Source organism: Streptomyces africanus (genome assembly GCF_030816955.1).
In the GTDB taxonomy this organism is placed as follows: domain Bacteria; phylum Actinomycetota; class Actinomycetes; order Streptomycetales; family Streptomycetaceae; genus Streptomyces; species Streptomyces africanus.
The window spans coordinates 2,418,571-2,439,309 of record NZ_JAUSYP010000001.1; the positions used below are offsets into that span (position 1 = coordinate 2,418,571).

Sequence of the window (20,739 nt, forward strand, 5' to 3'; positions counted from 1 at the left end):
CATTTCGATACGAGACCGTCTCGTATTGGAATACCTTTACCGAGCCCTTACGGACGCTGTGCTTCCGGCCGCCGGGGCGGAACTCACAGGGGCTCCCCTAGCCCTTGCCGGCACGAGGTGCCACCATGGACGTGGTCCGGGGACGCCGTCAGGGCGCCTCGAGATGACGTGTGAGGAGCCGTGCAATGACGCAGCTTCCGGCTGCCCAGTCCGCTCAGAAGAAGCCCTCCGACGGCGGCAAGACGCTGTACGGAGGCAAGGGCACCCGCCGCATCACCGTGCGGGACATCGCCGCCGCCAAGGAGCGCGGCGAGAAGTGGCCCATGCTCACCGCCTACGACGCCATGACCGCGTCCGTCTTCGACGAGGCCGGGATCCCGGTCATGCTCGTCGGCGACTCGGCGGGCAACTGCCACCTCGGGTACGAGACGACCGTGCCCGTCACCCTCGACGAGATGACCATGCTGTCGGCGGCGGTCGTACGGGGCACCTCGCGCGCCCTGATCGTCGGCGACCTGCCCTTCGGCTCCTACCAGGAGGGCCCGGTGCAGGCGCTGCGCTCGGCGACCCGGCTGGTGAAGGAGGCGGGCGTGCAGGCCGTGAAGCTGGAGGGGGGCGAGCGGTCGCACGAGCAGATCCGGCTGCTCGTCGAGTCCGGCATCCCGGTCATGGCGCACATCGGCCTGACCCCGCAGTCCGTCAACGCGATGGGCTACCGCGTGCAGGGGCGGGGCGAGGAGGCGGCCCAGCAGTTGCTGCGGGACGCGAAGGCCGTGCAGGACGCGGGCGCGTTCGCCGTGGTGCTGGAGCTCGTTCCGGCGGAGCTGGCGGCCGAGGTGACGCGGGTGCTGCACATTCCGACCGTCGGGATCGGCGCGGGCGCCGAGACGGACGCGCAGGTGCTGGTGTGGACGGACATGCTGGGTCTGACCGGCGGGCGCGTGCCGAAGTTCGTGAAGCAGTACGCGAATCTGCGTGAGGTCATGGGGAACGCGGCGAAGGCGTTCGCGGAGGACGTGGTGGGCGGAACGTTCCCGCTGGAGGAGCACAGCGTCCACTGAGCCACTGCGGCACCACGGGCAGCCCGTCGATCTTCCCCCGTCGACGGGCTGTCCGCTCTTTGCGCCTAAGCCGGCGCCGCTCTCGCGGAGGTGGTTGCTCGCCGTCGTGGTTCCTCAATTGATGGTTGCGGTGGTTGTGGAGGCGTGTCCGTGCCGTCCGTCGACGAGGCCCCGGCGCCTGCGGATCGCTATCCTCCCCAGGGGCACGTCCGGCGGACCGAGGGGGTTCTGATGGCAAGTGGGCGGATCATCGCCGCCGGTGGTGCCGCGGCGACGGTGGTGCTGGGCGTGGTCACCTCGGTGGTGCTCGAAGAGGTGGGAGCGGGCTGGGGCTGGTGGGTCGCTCTCGCGGCCGTCGTCGCTCTCTCGGCCGGCCTGGCAGCCTTTCTGACACTTCGCCAGCAGCCGTCACGCCCCGGGCCCGGTGGCGTCCACGCGGGGCGGGACATCACGGCCGCGGTGTCCGCCCGGGTGTCCGGACTGCCGGACAGTCCCGAGGCTGCCGAAGGCGCGGGTGCCGTGCAGGCGGGCAGGGACATCGCGGGCGAAGTCTCCACGCACGTGGACTTCGCCTCGCCGCCCGCGGATCCGGAGCGATGAACGCGGACCCGGAGCGATGAACTACGAGCTCGGACCCGGCTCGGTCCACGCCGGCCGCGACATCAAGGCCGCGGTGTCGACCCACGTCAGCGGTCTGCCCGCGGACGCGACGGCTGCGGGCGCGGGTTCGGTGACGGCGCGCGACATCAACGCCCCGGTGACGGTGTCGATCCAGTACGGGTCGTCCGAACGGCTCACGGACGCGCTCCTCGACCCGGCACCGCTGGTCGACGCCCTCGGCCTGGAGCGTTTCACCGGACGGGAGTGGCTCGTCGAGCGGGTGGACAGGGCGCTCGCGCGCCAGGACAGGGGCTATGTGCTCGTCCTGTCCGAGGCCGGGATCGGCAAGACCAGTCTGGCCGCGCACCTGGCACGGGCCCGGGACTGGCCACGGCACTTCACCGCGCTCTACGGCGGCCGCAACCCCGAGATCGCCCGCAAGAACCTGGCCGCCCAACTCGTGCGGCGATGGCGCCTGGAGGACCGGTTGTGCCCGGGCGGGCTGCTGCCCGAGAGCGCGGACCGCCCCGACTGGCTGCTGACGGTGCTGCACGAGGCCGCCGCCCGGCGGGACCGGGAGGCGCCGTCGACACCGCTGGTCCTGGTCGTGGACGGACTCGACGAGGCGGAACCCTCCGCGTCCGCGAGCGACACCGGCGTACCGCTCGGCCTGCCGAGGCCCCAGCACCTGCCGCGCGGTGTGCACATCCTGACGACCAGCCGGTTCGGCACCAACCTGTCGGCCCTCAGGGGGCGGACGGATGTGCTGGAGATCCAGGTGGACGGCGCGGAGAACCGCCGGGACCTGCTCGCCTACCTCACCCTGCGGGCCGGCGAGGCCGGCACCCCCTTGCACCAGGCCGTCCGCGCGCACGGCACTCCCCCGGCCCGGTTCGCGGCCGAACTGGCCGAACGCTGCGCCGGGGTCTGGATGTACGCGCAGTACGTGCTCGACGAGATCGCTCAGGGCACCCGCTCGCCGCACGAGGTGGGCCGCCTGCCGGACGGACTCGTCGGCTACTACGAGGAACAGATCGTCCGCTGGCAGGACCGTCCGGACTGGGACGGCGTCGGAGAGCCGCTGCTCGCCCTGCTCGCCGCCGCGCAGGGCCCGGCCGCACCGGACGTACTGGCCGAACTGTCGGGCACCGACGCCCGGGCCACGGGCCGGTGGCTGGAGACGGTCCTGCGCCCCTTCCTCAGACGCGAGGACGGCCTGTACGCCATCCGCCACCAGAGCCTGCGCGACCTTTTCGCTGTCGAGCCCGACGACGAACTGGACGCGGGCGTACGCCGCCCGCTGCGTGCGGCGCTGCGGACGGCACACCGTCACCTCGCCGACTGGCTCGTCCCGGACGACGGCGACTGGTCGCACCTCGGCGAGTACGGGCGTTTCTCGCTGCCGCGGCACGCGGCCGCCGCCGACCGGCTCGACGAACTGATGGTCGCACCCGGGTTCCTGCTGGCCGTCGATCCCCCGTCGCTGCTGCGCCACCGGTCCGACCTCGCCACGACCACCGGGCGGCGCGCGCTCGGCGCCTACCAACTGGCCCTCCACAACTGGCGCGAGGAACCCGCGACCGAACGCCGGCTGTGGTGGCTGCACGTACACGCGCGCAAGAACCGCTGCGGCGAACTGGCCGAGGCGTGCGCGGACGGACAGAGCTGGCCGTGGCGGCTGCGGGCCGCGTGGTGGTCCGGGGTCCCGCACCGGGTGCTCACGACCTCCACTCCGCTGGGCGTGTGCACCGTGCGCGTCGGCGGCGGGCCGCCCCTGCTCGCCGTCGGCCGCTTCGACGGGGCCGTGACGCTGTGGGACCCGGTCTCCGGTGACCTGCTCGCCGTCCTGTCCGGCCCTCAGGACGATCGGGAGGACCGCCCTGAGGGCGATCAGGATGTGCCGTCGTTGCTCCCTTTCCTGTGGGTCAACAGCGTGTGCACCGTGCGCGCCGGGGACGGCCGCACGCTGTTGGCAGCCGGGCGTGAGGACGGATCGGTGGTGATCTGGGACCTGTTGACCGGACAGCCGATCCGTGCGCTGTCGACCGGCCACGACAACGCCGCGCAGGACGGCCGCGACGATGCCGTGGAACAGGTGTGCGCCGTGCCCGACACCGACGGCCGGGACCTGTTGGTGACCGTGAACCACAGCGGGTCGGTGCGGTGGTGGGACCCGGACACCGGGCAGCAGGTCGGCACGCTGCCCGTAGCCCTGCACAGCATGTGGGCCAAGATATATGTGGTCCCGGGCCCCGGTGGCAGCCCGGTACTGGCGACCGCCGACGGCTCACGCCTGCAACTCTGGAAGCCAGGCCGTGATCGGCCGGTCGGCGAGATGGCGATCGACGGCTGGTCGGTCCTTTGTGCCGTACCCGACGGTCACGGCCGCACGCTGCTCGCGGCCGGTGGCTACGACGGGCCGATCACCCTGTGGGATCCGGCCACCGGTGAGCGGGTCGGTCCGGAGCTGACGGGACTGACCGGCTCCGTGAGGGCCCTGTGCGCGGTCCCCGGCCCCGCAGGCCGCTCCTTGCTCGCCGCAGGCAGCCGGGACGGGACCATCCGGCTGTGGGACACCGCGACGGGAGAGCCGTGGGGCCCCGCGCTGACCGGGCACACCCATGAGGTGGCGTCCCTGTGCGCGGTGCCCTCGGGCGATGGCGGCGTTCAGCTGGCGAGCGTCGCGCGAGGCGGCGATGACTCTTCGCTACGGCTTTGGGACCTGCCGCACGACGATCTGACCGACCCCGCACCGGAAGGTCACACCGCACCGGTCAGGGCACTGTGTCCCGTCCCGGACGTCGAGGGCAGGACCCTGGTCGCCAGCGCCGGCCATGACGCGTCGATCCGGCTGTGGGACCCGGCCACCGGCGACCTCGTCCAGGCCTGGGTCGACATCCCGCGTGCCTACCACGTGCCCCACGAGGATTTCCCGCGCCACAACTGGACACTGGCGGTATGCGCGATCACGGGGACCGACGGACGCCCCGTCGTCGTCAGCGCGCACGAGGACCATCACATACGGCGCTGGGACCCGGTGACCGGCGAGCAGATCGGGAACGCGGTCGCGGTCGGCTGGCGGAGCGTGTCCACCATGTGTGTCGTGCCGGGTGTGGCCGGGCGCACGTTGCTCGCCATGTCCGAGTCCGGCAGGTGGGTACAGCTGTGGGACCCGGAGACGCGAGAGCCGCTGGGTGAACCGCTCGCCGGTGACGGCGGGACGGGCTACGACGAGGTATGCGCGGTGCCCGGTGTCGAGGGCCGCACCCTCGTCGCCGCGATCACCGGCGAGACGTCCGTATGGCTGTACGACCCGGACAGGCGCTGCCAGGTCGGCAAGGCCATGCGGCCCGGCAGCGACCTCGGCTACAGCCCGGTCCACGCCTTGTGCGCCCTGCCCGGCGTCGAGGGCCGCACCCTGCTGGCGACCGGATGCGAGGACGGCCTCGTGTGGCTGTGGGACCCTGTCACCTGCGAACCCGTCGGCGACCCGCTGCGCGCCCACAGGGGCTGGGTGACCGGCATGTGCGCCCTGCCGGGCCCCGACGGCGTGCGGCTCGTCACCGTCGGCCGGGACGGGCTGCTCCGGCTCTGGGACCCGGTCACCCGCGAACTACTCGGTGAACCGCTGAGCGGCCACGACGACGACACCTTGGTCGGCGCGGTGTGCACGGTCCCGGACGTCGACGGACGCACACTGATCGCCACCGGCGGACACGACCGCACCGTACTCCTGTGGGAGCCGCTGGACGTGACGTAGCTCGTGGAAAGGTATCGGCGGCCCGCAGGCGGCTGTCGGTGATCTGTCGGTCGTTTGTCGGTGGAGGCTGACACCGTCTGTGCCATGACGCGAATCGACAAGAACACCGGCGGCGCCGCTGTGACCGTGCGGGGGCTGGTGAAGCACTACGGCGAGACCAAGGCACTGGACGGGGTCGACCTGGATGTGCGGGAGGGCACCGTCATGGGGGTCCTCGGGCCGAACGGGGCCGGGAAGACGACCCTGGTACGGATCCTGTCCACCCTGCTCGCCCCCGACAGGGGCCGGGCCACCGTGGCCGGCTACGACGTCGTACGGCAGCCCCGGCAGCTGCGGCGGGTGATCGGGCTCACGGGGCAGTACGCCTCCGTGGACGAGAAGCTCTCCGGCTGGGAGAACCTGTACATGATCGGGCGGCTGCTCGACCTGCCCCGCAAGGACGCCCGCGGCCGGGCCGACGAGTTGCTGGAGCGCTTCTCGCTGACCGAGGCGGCCAAGCGGGCGGCGGCGACGTACTCCGGGGGCATGCGGCGGCGGCTGGACCTGGCCGCGTCCATGATCGGACAACCGGCCGTGCTCTTCCTGGACGAGCCGACCACCGGGCTCGACCCCCGCACCCGCAACGAGGTGTGGGACGAGGTGAAGCGCATGGTCGGCGACGGGGTCACCGTGCTGCTCACCACCCAGTACATGGAGGAGGCGGAGCAGCTCGCCTCCGAGCTGACGGTCGTCGACCGGGGCCAGGTCATCGCCGGCGGCGCCATCGAGGAGCTGAAGGCGAAGGTCGGCGGCCGGGCGCTGCGGATCCGCCCGGCCGATCCGGCGCAGCTGCGGCCCCTCGCCGGCGCGCTGGACGAGCTGGGGATCACCGGGCTCGCCACCACGACCGTGGACACCGAACGGGGTGACGTCCTCGTGCCGATCCTCAGCGACGAGCAGCTGACCGCCGTGGTCGGCGCGGTCTCCGCGCGCGGCATCACGCTCTCCTCCCTCACCACCGAACTGCCCAGCCTGGACGAGGTGTTCCTGTCCCTCACCGGCCACCGCGCCAGTGCCCCGCAGGACGCCATGCCCGCCGAAGACCTTCAGGAGGCCGCCGTATGAGCGCCGTCACCGTCCACGACGCCGAGGCCGACGCCCGTATCTCGCTGCGCGGCCATCTGCGTCACACCGGGGCCCTGATCCGCCGCAACCTGCTGTGGATCCGCAAGGACCCGGAGTCGATGGCCGACGCCCTGCTGATGCCGGTCATCTTCACCCTGCTGTTCGTGTTCGTCTTCGGCGGCTCGATCGGGCAGGCCCTGGGCGGCGGGCAGGACCGCTATGTGCAGTACGTGATCCCCGGCATGATCGCGATGATGAGCATGACGCTGTCCCAGGGCGTCGGCACCGGCTTCAGCCAGGACTTCAACTCCGGTGTCATGGACCGCTTCCGGTCCCTGCCGATCGGGCGCGGTTCGGTACTGTTCGCGAAGATCTCCGTGGAACTGCTGCGGATGCTGTTCGCGACCGCCGTGCTGATGATCGTCGCCGTCGCGGTCGGGTTCGAGATCACGAGCTGGCCGGGGCTGCTCGCGACCGTGGCGCTGTCCACGGCGTTCGCCTCGTCGATCATGTGGGTGTTCCTCACCCTGGGCGTGATCCTGAAGAACGCGCAGTCCGTGCAGGCGATGGGCTTCCTGGTGCTGTTCCCGCTCCAGTTCGGCTCGTCGATCTTCGCGCCGACGACGTCCATGCCGGGCTGGCTGCAGGCGTTCACCGACTACAACCCGCTGTCGACGCTGGCGGACGCCGCGCGCGGTCTGATGGTGGGCGGGCCCGTCGCGCACGATCTGGGGGTGACGCTCGGCTGGTCGGTGGCGATCACCGCGGTGATGGCGCCGGTCGCCATCCACAAGTTCCGCACGAAGAACTGACCGGAAGGAGCCCGATCCGCGTCAGAGCAGGGCGATGGCCTCCTCCAGGGAGAGGCCGCCGCCCTGCGCGTACGCGGTCTCGTACGCCTGGTCGCCGAGCAGCGCACGGACCTGCCGCTCCGTGCGCTCGCGGGTCTCGCGCTCCTGCCGCTGGGCGACGTGGCCGGACGGCAGCAGGGCGTCGAAGGCGCCCAGGCAGCGGGCCGCGTCCACGGCGCGCCGCCCGCCGTCGAGGGCTGCCAGGGCCGAGGCGCCGATGATCAGGTAGCCCGAGCGCATATGGGGTGCGATGGCCTCGGACAGCGGGTCGGCGGCCCGCTCCAGCGCCTTGCGGATCCGGTCCAGGCACTCCTCGTACCGTCCCTCCGTGGCGTCCAGCCACGCCTCCGTGCCGAGGATGTACGCGTCGAAGATGATGAAGTGGGCGATACGGAAGTCCTGGCGCAGCCGCCGCAGTTGCTCGCGCGCCTCGGGGACACGGCCCGTCATGCCGAGCCGGCCGGCCAGGAAGAGGCGGGCGGCGGGCATGGCCTCGCTGTGCGCGTCCTCGCGCGCCGCGATCACCTCGCGCAGCAGGCGCTCGCCGCGCTCGCCCTCGCCCGCCTCCAGCAGCGCGCTGCCCAGCCGGGCGGCGAGGACGGCCGCCTGGGCGCGGGCGCCGATGCGTTCGGCGTGCCCGATGGCCGCCTCGTAGTCGGCGGCGGCCAGGGAGAAGTGGCCCTTGCGTTCATGGGCCTCGGCGCGCGCCGAGAGGGCCTCGGCGGTGCCCCAGTCGTCACCGAGGCGCTGGTAGATCTCCAGTGACTCGTCGGCGTCGCGCGCGGCGTCACCCGCCCAGTCGGTGCGGTTGGCGAGGAAGTTGGCCCGCATCTGGAGGGCGGAGGCCAGCTCCCAGTCGAACCCGGGGGTCTCCCGGCAGGTGCGGATGGCGGCGTCGATGATGACGCGCAGCCGGTCCATGTCGCCGGTCAGCATCACGGCGAAGAACCAGAGCAGGCCGGGCAACCGGCAGTTCTGCGGCAGACCGGGCTCGTAGGTCAGGGCGATGGTCCGCAGCTTCTGCTGGGAGCGCGGGTTCTGCCAGGCGTCCAGTTCGGTGTCCATACAGGCGAGATGGGCCAGATGGACACCGCGCCGGGCCTCCCACAGCGCCTCGCCGGTCATCGGGGGCGGGGCGTCGGTGCAGCGCTGCCACACCGGGGCCGCGCGGCGGACGGGCTCGGCGAAGGGGTCGGGGCCGAGGGCCATGACCTCGCGGCACCAGTTGCGGGCCTCGATGCGCAGGTCGCGCATCTGCCAGTACCAGACGAGGGACAGCGTCAGGCACAACGCCTCCTGCTCGTCGTGCAGGGCGACGGCGTGCCGCAGGGCGGTGCGCAGGTTCTCGTACTCCCGCTCCAGCCGGCGGATCGCGGCGAGCTGGCCCGGGCCGCGCAGCAACGGGTCGGTGGTGCGGGCGAGTTCACGGAAGTACGTCAGGTGGGCGCGCTCGGCGTCGGCGCGCTGTCCGGACTCGTCCAGCCGCTCGGCGGCGTACTCGGCGACCGTCTCCAGCAGCCGGTAGCGCATCTCGCCGTCGGCCGGGTCGCCGGGCGGTGTGGCGACGACCAGGGAGCGGTCGACGAGGGAGCCGAGCGCCTCCAGGGCGACCGGGCCGCACACGGCCTCGGCGGCGGGCAGGTCGCAGCCGCCCGCGAACACCGACAGCCGTCGCAGGACGTCCCGTTCGTCCTCGTCGAGCAGCTCCCAGGACCAGTCGACGACGGCTCTGAGGGTCTGCTGCCGGGGCAGCACGGTGCGGCTGCCGGAGGTGAGGAGACGGAAGCGGTCGTCGAGCCGGTCGGCGATCTGGCGCGGTGTCAGCATCCGCAGCCGGGCGGCGGCCAGTTCGATGGCCAGCGGCAGCCCGTCGAGGCGCCGGCAGATCTCCGCGCACGCCTCGGGGTCGTCCTCGATCCGGAAGCCGGGCCGGGCCGCCGCGCCCCGGTCGGCGAGCAGCCGCAGCGCGACCGGCTCGGGCAGCGGCTCCACGGGCCGCAGCAACTCCCCCGGCACGCCGAGCGGTTCGCGGCTGGTGGCGAGGACGGTCAGGCCGGGGCAGCGCTCCAGGAGTTCCTCGGTGAGCCGGGCGGCGGCGTCGGCGACGTGCTCGCAGTTGTCGAGGATCAGCAGCATGCGGGGTCGGGAGCAGTGCTCGGCGAGCCGCGCGACGGGGTCGTCGAGCCGGTCGGTCACGGCGGCCCGGATGCCCTCGGCGCCGGCGCCGTACAGCACGGTCTCGCGGGCGCCGACGGCTGTGAGCACGGCCTCCGGTACCGCGGCGGGGTCGTCGACCGGGGCGAGTTCGGCCAGCCAGACGCCGCCCGGCATGGCGTGCCGTACGGCCTCGGCGGCCTCCTGCGACAGCCGGGTCTTGCCTGCCCCGCCCGGTCCGAGCAGCGTGACCAGGCGGGCGGCGGCGAGATCGTCCCGGATGGTCTCGATGTCGGTCTCGCGGCCGATGAAGGAGGTCAGGCGGGCGCGCAGGTTGCCGACGGCCGGGGTGTCCGCGGCGGGCGCGGGCCCGGGGCTTTCGTCTCCCGGCGTCAGCAACTGCGCGTGCAGGGAGCGCAGTTCCGGGCCCGGGTCGGTCCCGAGCCGGTCGGCGAGCAGCCGCCGCACCTCCTCGTACGCGTCCAGCGCCTCCGCCGTGCGGCCGGTGTCGCGCAGGGCGCGCAGGCGCAGGGTCTGGAGGGGTTCGTCCAGGGGGTGGCTGTCGCACAGGGCCGTCAGTTCGGGCAGCGACTGCTCGGCCTGGCCCAGGGCGAGGGCGGCGCTGTGGCGGGCGCGCAGCACGTCCAGGCGGCGGGTGTCCCGGCGGGCCGCCTCGGCGGCGCGGTCGGGGAGGTCGGCCAGTGCCGGGCCGCGCCACAGGGCGAGGGCGTCGTCCAGGAGCATGACCGCCTTGGCGGGATCGCCGTCGGCCAGGGCCCGCAGCCCCTCACCGGCCAGCCGCTCGAACCGGTGCAGGTCGATGTCGTCGGGCGCGGCCGTGAGCCGGTACCCGCCCTCGTCGGAGGCGACCGCCTCCGCCCCGAGCGCCCGCCGCAGCCGCCCGACCAGCGCCTGGAGCGCCCCCGGGGCGTCGGCGGGCGGATCCCCGCCCCACACCTCGTCGACCAGCAGCCCCACGGGCACGGTACGGCCGGCCCGCAGGGCCAGCACGGTCAGCAGCGCACGCAACCGCGCCCCGCCGACCGGGACGACCGTGCCGTCGGTGCGGAGCGCCTGCGTGGTGCCGAGGATGCGATAGCGCACGGGGTCCATTGTCTCCGGTGGTCCGAGGGCGGGTCACGACGGTTGTTCCACGGCGCGGCGGGCACGGACCGGCAGGCCGGCCTGCACCCCGGCCGCGGGCAGTGCGGGGGCGACGGCCAGAACGGGCCCCGGCCAGGGCCAAGGCCCAGCGAACGACGGACCGAGGGCGACAGGCAGAGGGCCACAGCCTGCCATGTTCCCGGGCCCGCCGGGCCCACAACGACGACCGAACGGCACGGACACCGACCGGACAAGGCACGAACTGAGGCTGCGCGTCGGCCCGCACCCCCGAAGCTGACCGCCCGCCGGAGCCCAGGACCCGGCGAACGACGGCCCAGGGACGACGAACAGAGAACCCCAGCCTGCCAACGAACCCGAGCCCGCAAGGCCCACGGCGGGCCGGACCGGCCCGTGCCGGCCGCGCCCCAGCCGCCGTCGGTGCCCGGGCGCCGGGTGCCCGGCACCGGCCCGTCACGAGCCCCGCCCATACCCGACCGCCACGGCAACCCCCCGACGAGCGAGCCGTGTCGGCCGGCCACAGCCCCCGACACCCACCGGCCCAACCACCCCGGCCAAGACAGAAAACCCCCGAACCGCCGACACCCCGGCACCGGGTACCGGGCACCGGCCCGTCACGAGCCCCGCCCGTGCCCGACCGCCGCCGCAGCGGGAGCGGCAGCGGTCAGGCATGTCGGCCGCGCCGTCCACCGGACCGCGACCGCCCCCGGCGCCCCCGTGGGCCGGCCACCGTGCTCAGTGTCCGGAGCAGATCCGCCAGGTCCGCCGCCGCAAGCCCCGCCGTCTCCGCGCCGGGCTCCGCGCCCTGGTGCGGGATGCCCCGGGCCTCGCGGACCGCGTGGGAGAGCCAGGAGTCCGTGCCCGGCACGTCCAGGGTCACCACCACTCCCGGTTCACGCGACCGCCGTCCCCGTCCGTCGGCACCCCGCTCCCCCTCGGTCTCGGTGAACCACTTCGGGCACCGGTCCACCGCCCGCAGCCCGCGCTCCCCGTGCACCGGCTCCCAAGAGCGCGATCCCGGCGCGCTCTCGGCGTAGACCTGGGTCAGCACCTGCACCGCCCGCACCCGCCCCTCGGCCCGCGGCCACACCGCCCCGTGCCGCTCGACGGACAGCATCCCCACCGACCGGATCCAGTCCCCCGGCTTCGGCCGCAGGTCCTCCTCGGAGTCGGGGTCCGCGGCCAGGGCCGCCGTGAGGCCCGTCTCCTCCCGCACGACCCGGACACCGCCCACGTCCTCCACCGGCCCGGCGACCTCGGTGAGCTGGTCGTGCCAGCCGCCGCCCAGCACGCTGCCGGAGTCCACGAGCATCAGCGGCCAGCTCACGTCCTCCCCCACGGAGAACGGCGTGCCGCAGCACTCCATCTGCCAGTCCGCGTAGAACACGTGCCACAGCCCCATGCGCCCACCCTCTCCGGAACCGACCGCCCCGCGCGAGACGTTTTCCCCGTGCGCCCGGTACCGTCGGGCGTCCCATCGCGTGTCCGAGAGTGCAGGGAGTCCCATGACCACCGCCACCAGCCGCCACAGTGAGCGGCGGATCAGTCCCGTCTTCGTCGGGATTCTGGCCGTGACGGCGGTCACGGGGTGGGCGACCTGGACCGGTTTCGCGGAGCAGCCCGGGGTCGCCGTGTTCCTCTTCGTGACGGCGGCCTGGATCGTCTCCCTCTGTCTGCACGAGTACGCGCACGCGCGCACCGCCCTGCACAGCGGCGACATCTCGGTCGGCGCGAAGGGCTACCTCACGCTGAACCCGCTGAAGTACACGCACGCGCTGCTCAGCATCGTCCTCCCGGTGATCTTCGTGATCATGGGCGGGATCGGGCTGCCCGGCGGGGCCGTGTTCATCGAACGGGGGCGGATCCAGGGCCGCTGGAAGCACAGCCTGATCTCGGCCGCCGGTCCGCTGACGAACGTGCTGTTCGCGGTCGTGTGCACGGCCCCGTTCTGGCTGGACGCGCTGGACGGCGTGCCGGCCGACTTCCGGTTCGCCCTGGCCTTCCTCGCGCTGCTCCAGGTGACGGCCGCGCTGCTGAACTTCCTGCCGGTGCCGGGCCTGGACGGCTACGGCGTCATCGAGCCGTGGCTGTCGTACAACATCCGGCGGCAGGTGGAGCCGTTCGCGCCGTTCGGTCTGCTGTTCGTGTTCGCGCTGCTGTGGCTGCCGGCGGTGAACGGCGTGTTCTTCGACGTGGTCGACTCGCTCCTGAAGTCGCTCGGGATCAGCGACTTCGAGACGTACTGCGGTCAGGAGCTGTACCGCTTCTGGCAGGGCTCGAACGAGTTCTGCTCGGCCGCTCCCTGAGGCGTCAGCCCGTGACGGACTTCTCCTGCTTGCCGCGCTTCACGTAGTACCAGCACATGTTGGACGACAGGCCGGCCAGCAGCACCCAGACGATCCCCAGCCAGCTGCCCCGCGTGAAGGAGACGACGGCCGCGGCCACGGCGAGGACGCAGACGATCAGGGCATAGAGGGCGAGGCGGGGCATGTCGGTCGGCTCCTGTCGGGGGACACTGCGGGCACTGCTGGTGCCGTCCAGTGTCCCCCATGGGCTCACCGGCTCACACGTCGGTGACGCGGAGCCCCGCGTGCGCCTTGTACCGGCGGTTCACGGAGATCAGGTTCGCCACCAGCGACTCCACCTGGTGGGCGTTGCGCAGCCGCCCGGCGAAGATGCCGCGCATGCCGGGGATGCGCCCGGCGAGGGCCTGCACGATCTCGACGTCGGCGCGGACCTCGCCGAGCACCATCACGTCGGTGTCGATCTCGTCGATCTCCGGGTCCTGGAGCAGCACGGCCGACAGGTGGTGGAAGGCGGCCGTGACCCGGGAGTCCGGCAGCAGGGCGGCGGCCTGCTCGGCGGCGCTGCCCTCCTCGGGCTTGAGCGCGTAGGCGCCCTTCTTGTCGAAGCCGAGCGGGTTGACGCAGTCGACGATGAGCTTGCCGGCCAGTTCCTCGCGCAGGGACTCCAGCGTCTTGCCGTGGCCGTCCCACGGCACGGCGACGATCACGATGTCGCTGCGGCGCGCGGTCTCGGCGTTGTCGGCGCCCTCGACGCCGTGTCCGAGTTCCTCCGCGGCGGCCTGTGCGCGCTCGGCCGCCCGGGAGCCGATGATCACCTTCTGTCCGGCCCGGGCGAGCCGGTAGGCGAGGCCCTTGCCCTGCGGCCCGGTCCCGCCGAGCACCCCGACGACGAGTCCGGAGACGTCGGGCAGATCCCAGGGGTCCTTGGCGGGGGCCTTCTGGGCGTTGTCGGTGGCAGCACTGTCGGTAGAGGTCATGGCCCCGACTCTACGTCCGCCGCCGCCATCGCCTCAGGTCAGCTCCGTCACGCACACCCGCCGGAAGGTGATGGTCTCGTAGGGCCCGAAGTCGCCGGTCTCGTACAGCAGGCCCACGGTGTCCGCGTCGACGCGCACGAGGTCGGAGTAGGCGGCGGGCAGGCCGTCCACGGTGTGGGCCGGGCGCCAGGTGGTACCGCCGTCGGCGGAGGCGCGGATCGTCATGAGAGCGCGGAAGCCGGGGTCGGCGGGGCCGGAGCAGAGCAGCACGTCGGGGTCGCGGAGCTGGAGGACGCTCGCCTGGCACACGGGAGCGGACAGGCCGGCCTGCGGTCGGAAGGGTTTCACCAGGGTCCGGCCGCCGTCGGCGGAGTGGGCGTCGGCGCGGGTGCCGGGTGACAGGGCGGGCGGGAACTTCCCGTGTCATTGCGGGTGTTGAAGTACACGCGGCCGTCAGGGAGTTCGGCGGCGGTGGTCTCGTTGGCGTTGATGCAACCGTCGGTGTTGTCGTCGACGTAGCCGATCCGCCAGGTCGCGCCCCGGTCGTCGCTGAGCGGCGCGGACCAGGTGAGTCCGTCGTCGTCGCTGTGCTGCACCCAGACACGGGGTCCGTCGGCCGCGCTCACCTTGCCGCGCCGGATGGCGTCCTCGGTGGCGAGCGCGGCGTTGCGTATGTGCACGAGGAGGACGCGGCCGGTGTCGAGGACGACGGGGCGCGGGTTCCTCTGGGTGTTCGACGACGGTACGGATGACCGGTCCCTCTGCCCAAGCCGGGCGAATTCGTGGTGAATTCCGCGTCACGAGTGACCGGTTGGGGCAGGATGCGGTCGTATGGATGCCGTACGGGTCGCGCTGTTGCGGGAAGTGCTCGCCGGGACGGAGTGGCTGGGCGCCACGCGGCGGTTCGCCGGCACGCTGCGGGGGTCGGTGGTGTCGCACGGCGGCGGGCTGCTGCTCGTCGGCACGCCGGAGTTCGAGCCGTGGCACCTGGCGGCGCACCTGGTGGACGAGGCGGCGTGGTCGGGCACCCCGGAGCTGGCCCCGACGCTGGTACGGCATGACGCGCGCCCCTCGGATCCGGCGCACCTGGCGGTCGGCCTCGGGCGGCTGGAGGCGGCCCGGCGGGGCGAGACGCTGCTGGTGGTGTCCCCCGAGGGCCCGGCCTCACCCCTCCTCGAACGGGTGTCCGACGCCCGGCGCGCCGGGGCGACGGTGCTGTCCCTCGGCCCCGGTGAGGGCGAGCTGCCGGCGATGGCCCACGAGTCCCTGGCCGTGCCCGACGGCTCGGAGCTGGACCTGGATACGGTGCAGCACCTGGTCAGCGCGGCGGCCGGGGAGAACGCCCTGCCGACGCCGCGCGGCCGACGCCGCTTCCGGGACAGGGTGTCGCGCCTGGCGGAGCACCTGACGGCTCCACCGCCGGCGCGCTGGTAGGCGCGGTGGGGCCGTCCCAGGACGGCACTTCCGCCGGTGGTGCGGCTGCGCGAGGCGCGCGCAGCCGCCGGGACGCGCCTACTCCTCGTTACGGCCGCCCGCCGGGGCGTCGTGCCACTTGGGGTCGTTCTCCCACTGCAGGTTGCGTGCGCGGGCGGTCTCCATCGCGTGTTCGGCTTCCGTGCGGGAGGCGTACGGCCCGAACCGGTCCTTGTTGGGGCATTCCGGCCCCTCCTCGACCTTTTTGTGTTCCAGGCAGTAGTACCACTCACCCGGTTTGCCGACCGTCCGCTTCTTGAACAGGGCCATGACCAGCTCCTCTCGCCACCGTCATGTTCCCCCATGGCCGCTGGTTAGACTCGCTGGCATGTCTGGCCAGTCGCTGCTCGTACCGGGGGAGCTGTCCCCCACCCGTCCCGTGCCCGGAAACATCCGCCGCCCCGAGTACGTCGGCAAGCCCGCGCCGACGCCGTACACCGGACCGGAGGTGCAGACGCCCGAGACGATCGAGGCGATGCGGCTCGCCGGCCGGATCGCCGCCCGGGCGATGGCGGAGGCCGCGAAGCTGATCGCCCCCGGGGTGACCACCGACGAACTGGACCGGGTGGCGCACGAGTACATGTGCGACCACGGCGCCTACCCCTCGACGCTCGGCTACCGGGGCTTCCCGAAGTCGCTGTGCACCAGCGTCAACGAGGTCATCTGCCACGGCATCCCGGACTCGACCGTCCTGCGCGACGGCGACATCGTCAACCTGGACGTGACGGCGTACATCGGCGGCGTGCACGGCGACAACAACGCCACCTACCTGGTCGGTGACGTCGACGAGGAGTCGCGGCTGCTGGTGGAGCGGACCCGGGAGTCCCTCAACCGGGCGATCAAGGCGGTCAAGCCGGGCCGGCAGATCAACGTCATCGGCCGGGTCATCGAGTCGTACGCCAAGCGCTTCGGCTACGGGGTGGTCCGGGACTTCACCGGCCACGGCATCAACTCGTCGTTCCACTCGGGCCTGATCATCCCGCACTACGACAGCCCGCACGCGACGACGGTCATCCAGCCGGGGATGACGTTCACGATCGAGCCCATGCTGACGCTCGGGACGCACGAGTACGACATGTGGGACGACGGCTGGACGGTCGTGACCAAGGACCGCAAGCGGACGGCCCAGTTCGAGCACACGCTGGTGGTCACGGAGTCGGGCGCGGAGATCCTCACGCTGCCGTAGACCGGTCGGCGGGGACAGGGGGTACTCCGGATCGGCGGGCTCGGTGTCGATCTCGCGCGCCCCCCGGGTCAGCGTTCGAGGTGCACCCGGCCGCCGACCTCGGTCCAGCCGCCCGGCTGGGGTGCGGTGAGGATCTGGGAGCCCGCGCCCTGGGTGATGTTGAGGGCCCGGCCGAGCCGGTCGGTGAGCAGCAGGGCCGCCGCCCCGGTCGCCTCGTCCTCGTCGATCCCGTCGCCGCGCCCGGGGAAGGCCCGGGCCCGCACCCGTCCGGCGGGCTCGTCCTGCCACGCCCAGGCGTACACCCACTCCCCCGGCGGCGGCACGGCCAGGCCGTCGACCTCGGCGGCGCTGCCGTACTGCCGCAGGGTGCGCTGCGGCACCCACTCCGCCCGCGCCTCGATCCAGCAGAACTCCCCGTCCTGCCGGGCACCGACCACCCCGGCGGGCGTGACCAGTTCGGGCACGTCGAGCAGCCAGGCCGTCCCGACACAGGGGTGCCCGGCGAAAGGCAGGCGCAGGGTGGGCGTGTAGATGTCGATCACCCCGCGCTCGGGGTCGTCGACGAACACGGTCTCGCTGAACCCGAGCTTCGCGGCGAACGCCTGCCGCTCGCTCCGCTCGGGCAGCAGGGAGCCCTCGCGCACGACACCGAGTTCGTTGCCGTATCCACCGTCCGGGCCACAGAAGACGCGGAGCACGTCGTAGTCAGTCACGGAGGCATTCAAACATCGCCCGGGCGGCCAGGTCGTCCCAGGCGGCCGGACCGCCGGGAAGGGGCCAGGCGACCGTGCGGGCCGCTTCGTAGGGCAGGTCCGCCAGTGCGGTGCCGAGGCCCTGGGCCAGGCGGTGCCTCAGGTCCTCCGTCCCGGGGCGGCGCGCCAGTTCCGCCGTGCGCCGCTCGTGCTCGTCGGTCAGGGTCCGCAGCTGCCCCCGCCAGACACCGTCGTCGACGGCTCGGGCGAGCACCACGCACTCGGGGTCCGAGCCCTCCGCCAACGCGGCGACGGCCCGGTCGTGGCCGTCGAGGATCAGCCAGCCGTCGAGGGGGGTCACGAACCACAGGAGCACCGGCGCCAGGGTGCCCTCGCGGGCCCGTCGCCGGTAGGCCTTCACCCGGGGCGCGTCCGGCGCCGAGAGAGGGCGCAGAGGCACGACTCCCTGCCAGCCGCCGGCGCACCAGTCGAGGTAGCAGCCGGGCCATCCGCGCATGAAGTCGCCGGTCCACACATAGGGCGGGAAGACGCACCGGGGGGCGAGGAGCCAGCGCGCGTCATGCAGCGGGCCGCGCGAGGAGTCTTCGAGCCATCGCGCGTACTGGTGCGGCACGTTCGCGTTCGAGCGGGCCAGGTCGGCGCGGACGGGTGGCAGCGGTGAGCGGTAGCCGGGCAGTCGATGCAGGAAGAGGCCTTCGTTCGGGCCGTCCACGCGGCCGAGCAGCACCGGCCGGCGACCCTGCCGCAGCAGCAGCCGGCCGCCGTCGGCCGCCTCGAAGCGCAACGGTGGCGGCCCGGGGCGGCCGTGGACGTCCAGGACCAGCGCCCCGGCCGGTGCCGTCTCCCTGTGCGCCCGCGTCATGGGGACAGTCTCGGGGACGCCGGCCGCCGCGCACCGCCGATCCTCCCGAAGCGCGACTTTTGACCTGCCCTTGACCAGTTCATGGCAGCGATTTTGAGCCACTCAGGTAATCCTTATCTAGCTTAGGTGAGCCTCACCTTCCCCGTAACCTGGAGCTTTCATGCGACCCGCCAGCCCTGTATCCGTCGTGATCGCCGCAGCGGCGGCTCTGACCGCTGTCACCGGCTGTACGGAGAAGAGCAACGCCGAGGACGGCGACCATGTGGTCCACGTGACAGCCACGGACGACAAGTGCGAGGTGTCGAAGAAGGAGTTCCCCGCCGGGCACGTCGAACTGGCCGTCGAGAACAAGGGTTCCAAGGTCACCGAGGTCTACGTGCTCTTCCCCGACGACCGCGTGGTCACCGAGCGGGAGAACATAGGCCCCGGCACCAAGCAGCGGGTCACCGCCGAGGTGAAGGCCGGCGACTACCAGATCGCCTGCAAGCCCGGCATGAAGGGCAAGGGCATCCGCCAGGCCGTCAAGGCCACCGGCGGCAAGGCGGTCAAGCGCGACCCGCGCCTGGACCAGGCCGTGGCGGCTTACCGCGCCTACACGCAAGAGCAGGCCGACGAGACCCTGCCCAAGGCCGAGACCTTCGCCCGGGCCGTCAAGGACGGCGACCTGGACGCCGCGAAGAAGGCCTACGCCCCCTCCCGCATCGGCTGGGAGCGCACCGAGCCGGTCGCCGAGTCCTTCGGCGACATCGACCCCAAGGTCGACGTCCGCGAGGACGGCCTGGAGGCCGGCCAGGACCCGGCGAAGGACTGGACCGGCTGGCACCGCCTGGAGAAGGCCCTCTGGCAGGACAAGAAGATCGGCGACCGGGAGAAGGAGCTCGCCGACCGGCTCATCACCGACCTGAAGGACTGGCAGGAGCGGGTCGGCAAGGCCGACATCACCCCGACCTCGATGGCCAACGGCGCCAAGGAACTCCTCGACGAGGTCGCCACCGGCAAGGTCACCGGCGAGGAGGAGCGCTACTCGCACACCGACCTGGTCGACTTCAAGGCCAACGTCGAGGGCGCGCAGAAGTCCTACGAGCTGCTGAAGCCGGTCGCGCAGGAGAACGACAAGGCCCTCACCACTGAACTGGACAAGCAGTTCGCCACCCTGAACACGCTGCTCGACAAGTACCGCCCGGACACGACGTCGTACGACTTCACCTCGTACGACAAGGTCGGCAAGGCCGACCGCAAGGAGCTCTCGGACGCGGTCAACGCGCTGGCCGAGCCCCTGTCGAAGCTCGCCGCCGCAGTCGCGAAGTAGAGGGGGCGCCCGCCATGACGGACAACGACACCCCCTCCCACTCCCCCTCCCGGCGCGCCCTGCTCGGCTGGGGCGGTGCGGGCCTGGCCCTCGGCGCCGCCGCGGCGGGCGGAGCCGTGGCGATGGCCCGCACCGACGACGATCCCGCGCCGGACACCGGAACCGCGATCCCCTTCCACGGCCCGCACCAGGCGGGCATCGCCACCCCGGTCCAGGACCGGCTGCACTTCGCCGCGTTCGACGTGACGACCGACGACCGGGCGGAGTTCGTCCAGCTGCTGAAGGACTGGACGGAAGCCGCCCGCCGTATGACGGCCGGGCGCCCGGTGGGCGAGGGCGGCTTCGGCGGCCTCCCCGAAGCGCCCCCGGACGACACCGGCGAGGCCCTGGACCTCAAGCCCTCCCGCCTGACTCTCACGATCGGCTTCGGCCCGAGCCTGTTCGAGAAGTTCGGCCTGGCGGAGCAACGACCGGACGCCCTGGTGGACCTGCCGAAGTTCGCGGGCGACAACCTGGACAAGAACCGCAGCGGGGGCGACCTGTGCGTCCAGGCCTGCGCGGACGATCCGCAGGTCGCCGTGCACGCCATCCGCAACCTGGCCCGCATCGGCTTCGGCAAGGTCGTCATCCGCTGGTCGCAGCTCGGCTTCGGCAAGACGTCGTCGACGACACCCGAGGCACAGACGCCGCGCAACCTGATGGGCTTCAAGGACGGCACCCGCAACATCGCGGGCACGGAGACGGACCGGCTGAAGAAGTTCGTGTGGGTGGGCGAGAAGGACGGCCCGTCCTGGATGACGAACGGCTCCTACCTCGTCGCCCGCCGCATCCGCATGCACATCGAGACCTGGGACCGCACCTCGCTCCAGGAGCAGGAGGACATCTTCGGCCGGGACAAGGGCGAGGGCGCCCCGGTCGGCAAGGCGAAGGAGCGCGACGAGCCGTTCCTGAAGGCCATGAAGCCCGACGCGCACGTCCGGCTCGCGCACCCCGACGCCAACCACGGGGCGACGATCCTGCGCCGGGGCTACTCCTTCACCGACGGCACGGACGGACTGGGCCGCCTGGACGCGGGCCTGTTCTTCCTGGCCTACCAGCGCGACGTCCGCAAGGGGTTCATCCCGATCCAGCGCAACCTGGCCACGGACGCGCTCAACGAGTACATCCAGCACGTGGGTTCGGCGCTCTTCGCCATCCCGCCGGGCGTCCGTGACAAGGACGACTGGTGGGGCCGGACGCTGTTCTCCAAGGAGGCCTGAGC

At 72.7% G+C, this 20,739-nt stretch carries 17 protein-coding genes and 1 pseudogene; 10 read left to right on the forward strand and 8 right to left on the reverse strand.

Annotation, left to right across the window (positions count from 1 at the left end):
- The first annotated feature begins 185 nt into the window (after nt 1-185).
- The 5 genes from panB to QF034_RS11245 all read left to right on the forward strand — a co-directional run bounded on the left by panB (nt 186) and on the right by QF034_RS11245 (nt 7,337).
- Nucleotides 186-1,061 (forward strand): 3-methyl-2-oxobutanoate hydroxymethyltransferase, encoded by an 876-nt coding sequence (panB, locus tag QF034_RS11225; protein ID WP_307174802.1) that lies wholly within the window; start codon nt 186-188, stop codon nt 1,059-1,061.
- Between the two features lie 231 nt (nt 1,062-1,292).
- The gene (locus tag QF034_RS11230) at nt 1,293-1,661 is read left to right on the forward strand and encodes a hypothetical protein (protein ID WP_307174803.1); all 369 of its coding nucleotides are present in this window, start codon (nt 1,293-1,295) and stop codon (nt 1,659-1,661) included.
- Between the two features lie 16 nt (nt 1,662-1,677).
- Nucleotides 1,678-5,421, forward strand: coding sequence for an AAA family ATPase (locus tag QF034_RS11235; RefSeq protein WP_307174804.1), 3,744 nt, complete (start codon nt 1,678-1,680; stop codon nt 5,419-5,421).
- 84 nt (nt 5,422-5,505) lie between these two features.
- Nucleotides 5,506-6,525: an ATP-binding cassette domain-containing protein gene (locus tag QF034_RS11240; RefSeq protein ID WP_307174805.1), complete on the forward strand. Its 1,020-nt coding sequence runs from the start codon at nt 5,506-5,508 to the stop codon at nt 6,523-6,525.
- Nucleotides 6,522-7,337, forward strand: a complete 816-nt coding sequence (locus QF034_RS11245; RefSeq protein ID WP_307174806.1) for an ABC transporter permease — start codon at nt 6,522-6,524, stop codon at nt 7,335-7,337. The genes QF034_RS11240 and QF034_RS11245 overlap by 4 nt, the downstream gene beginning before the upstream one ends.
- Before the next feature lie 21 nt (nt 7,338-7,358).
- Here the strand turns inward: QF034_RS11245 and QF034_RS11250 are convergent, their stop codons facing one another.
- Both QF034_RS11250 and QF034_RS11255 read right to left on the reverse strand, forming a co-directional pair.
- Nucleotides 7,359-10,643, reverse strand: a complete 3,285-nt coding sequence (locus QF034_RS11250; protein WP_307174807.1) for an AfsR/SARP family transcriptional regulator — start codon at nt 10,641-10,643, stop codon at nt 7,359-7,361.
- A 673-nt stretch (nt 10,644-11,316) separates the two neighbouring features.
- Nucleotides 11,317-12,054, reverse strand: coding sequence for a DUF6578 domain-containing protein (locus QF034_RS11255; protein WP_307174808.1), 738 nt, complete (start codon nt 12,052-12,054; stop codon nt 11,317-11,319).
- Nucleotides 12,055-12,157: 103 nt separating this feature from the next.
- Between QF034_RS11255 and QF034_RS11260 the strand changes: the two genes are divergently transcribed.
- On the forward strand, nt 12,158-12,958 hold the full coding sequence (locus tag QF034_RS11260) for a site-2 protease family protein (RefSeq protein ID WP_086560644.1): 801 nt from the start codon (nt 12,158-12,160) through the stop codon (nt 12,956-12,958).
- 4 nt (nt 12,959-12,962) lie between these two features.
- On the opposite strand, the gene QF034_RS11265 is transcribed toward QF034_RS11260, so the two are convergent.
- The 3 genes and pseudogenes from QF034_RS11265 to QF034_RS11275 form a co-directional block, all read right to left on the reverse strand.
- Nucleotides 12,963-13,142: a hypothetical protein gene (locus tag QF034_RS11265; protein WP_086560643.1), complete on the reverse strand. Its 180-nt coding sequence runs from the start codon at nt 13,140-13,142 to the stop codon at nt 12,963-12,965.
- A gap of 73 nt (nt 13,143-13,215) precedes the next feature.
- Nucleotides 13,216-13,935, reverse strand: coding sequence for an NADPH-dependent F420 reductase (gene npdG, locus QF034_RS11270; protein ID WP_307174809.1), 720 nt, complete (start codon nt 13,933-13,935; stop codon nt 13,216-13,218).
- Nucleotides 13,936-13,968: 33 nt separating this feature from the next.
- Nucleotides 13,969-14,657, reverse strand: a pseudogene (locus QF034_RS11275) (exo-alpha-sialidase); the annotation flags it as partial.
- A 109-nt stretch (nt 14,658-14,766) separates the two neighbouring features.
- Between QF034_RS11275 and QF034_RS11280 the strand changes: the two are divergent.
- Entirely contained in the window at nt 14,767-15,369 is a 603-nt protein-coding gene (locus tag QF034_RS11280; RefSeq protein WP_307174810.1) for a hypothetical protein, read from the forward strand.
- A gap of 78 nt (nt 15,370-15,447) precedes the next feature.
- Here the strand turns inward: QF034_RS11280 and QF034_RS11285 are convergent, their stop codons facing one another.
- A complete protein-coding gene (locus QF034_RS11285; RefSeq protein WP_086560640.1) occupies nt 15,448-15,678 on the reverse strand; it encodes a hypothetical protein in 231 nt (76 codons plus the stop codon).
- A 58-nt stretch (nt 15,679-15,736) separates the two neighbouring features.
- On the opposite strand from QF034_RS11285, the gene map reads away from it, so the two are divergent.
- On the forward strand, nt 15,737-16,594 hold the full coding sequence (gene map / locus QF034_RS11290) for a type I methionyl aminopeptidase (RefSeq protein WP_307174811.1): 858 nt from the start codon (nt 15,737-15,739) through the stop codon (nt 16,592-16,594).
- Between the two features lie 68 nt (nt 16,595-16,662).
- Here map and QF034_RS11295 read toward each other — a convergent pair whose 3' ends face one another.
- Together QF034_RS11295 and QF034_RS11300 are read right to left on the reverse strand one after the other, a co-directional pair.
- Nucleotides 16,663-17,307 (reverse strand): PhzF family phenazine biosynthesis protein, encoded by a 645-nt coding sequence (locus tag QF034_RS11295; RefSeq protein ID WP_307174812.1) that lies wholly within the window; start codon nt 17,305-17,307, stop codon nt 16,663-16,665.
- On the reverse strand, nt 17,300-18,169 hold the full coding sequence (locus QF034_RS11300) for a phospholipase D-like domain-containing protein (protein ID WP_307174813.1): 870 nt from the start codon (nt 18,167-18,169) through the stop codon (nt 17,300-17,302). The genes QF034_RS11295 and QF034_RS11300 overlap by 8 nt, the downstream gene beginning before the upstream one ends.
- Before the next feature lie 160 nt (nt 18,170-18,329).
- Here QF034_RS11300 and efeO point away from each other — a divergent pair, with 160 nt between their 5' ends.
- Entirely contained in the window at nt 18,330-19,478 is a 1,149-nt protein-coding gene (gene efeO, locus QF034_RS11305; protein WP_307174814.1) for an iron uptake system protein EfeO, read from the forward strand.
- Nucleotides 19,479-19,492: 14 nt separating this feature from the next.
- The gene (gene efeB / locus QF034_RS11310; protein ID WP_307174815.1) at nt 19,493-20,737 is read left to right on the forward strand and encodes an iron uptake transporter deferrochelatase/peroxidase subunit; all 1,245 of its coding nucleotides are present in this window, start codon (nt 19,493-19,495) and stop codon (nt 20,735-20,737) included.
- Nucleotides 20,738-20,739: the final 2 nt, after the last annotated feature.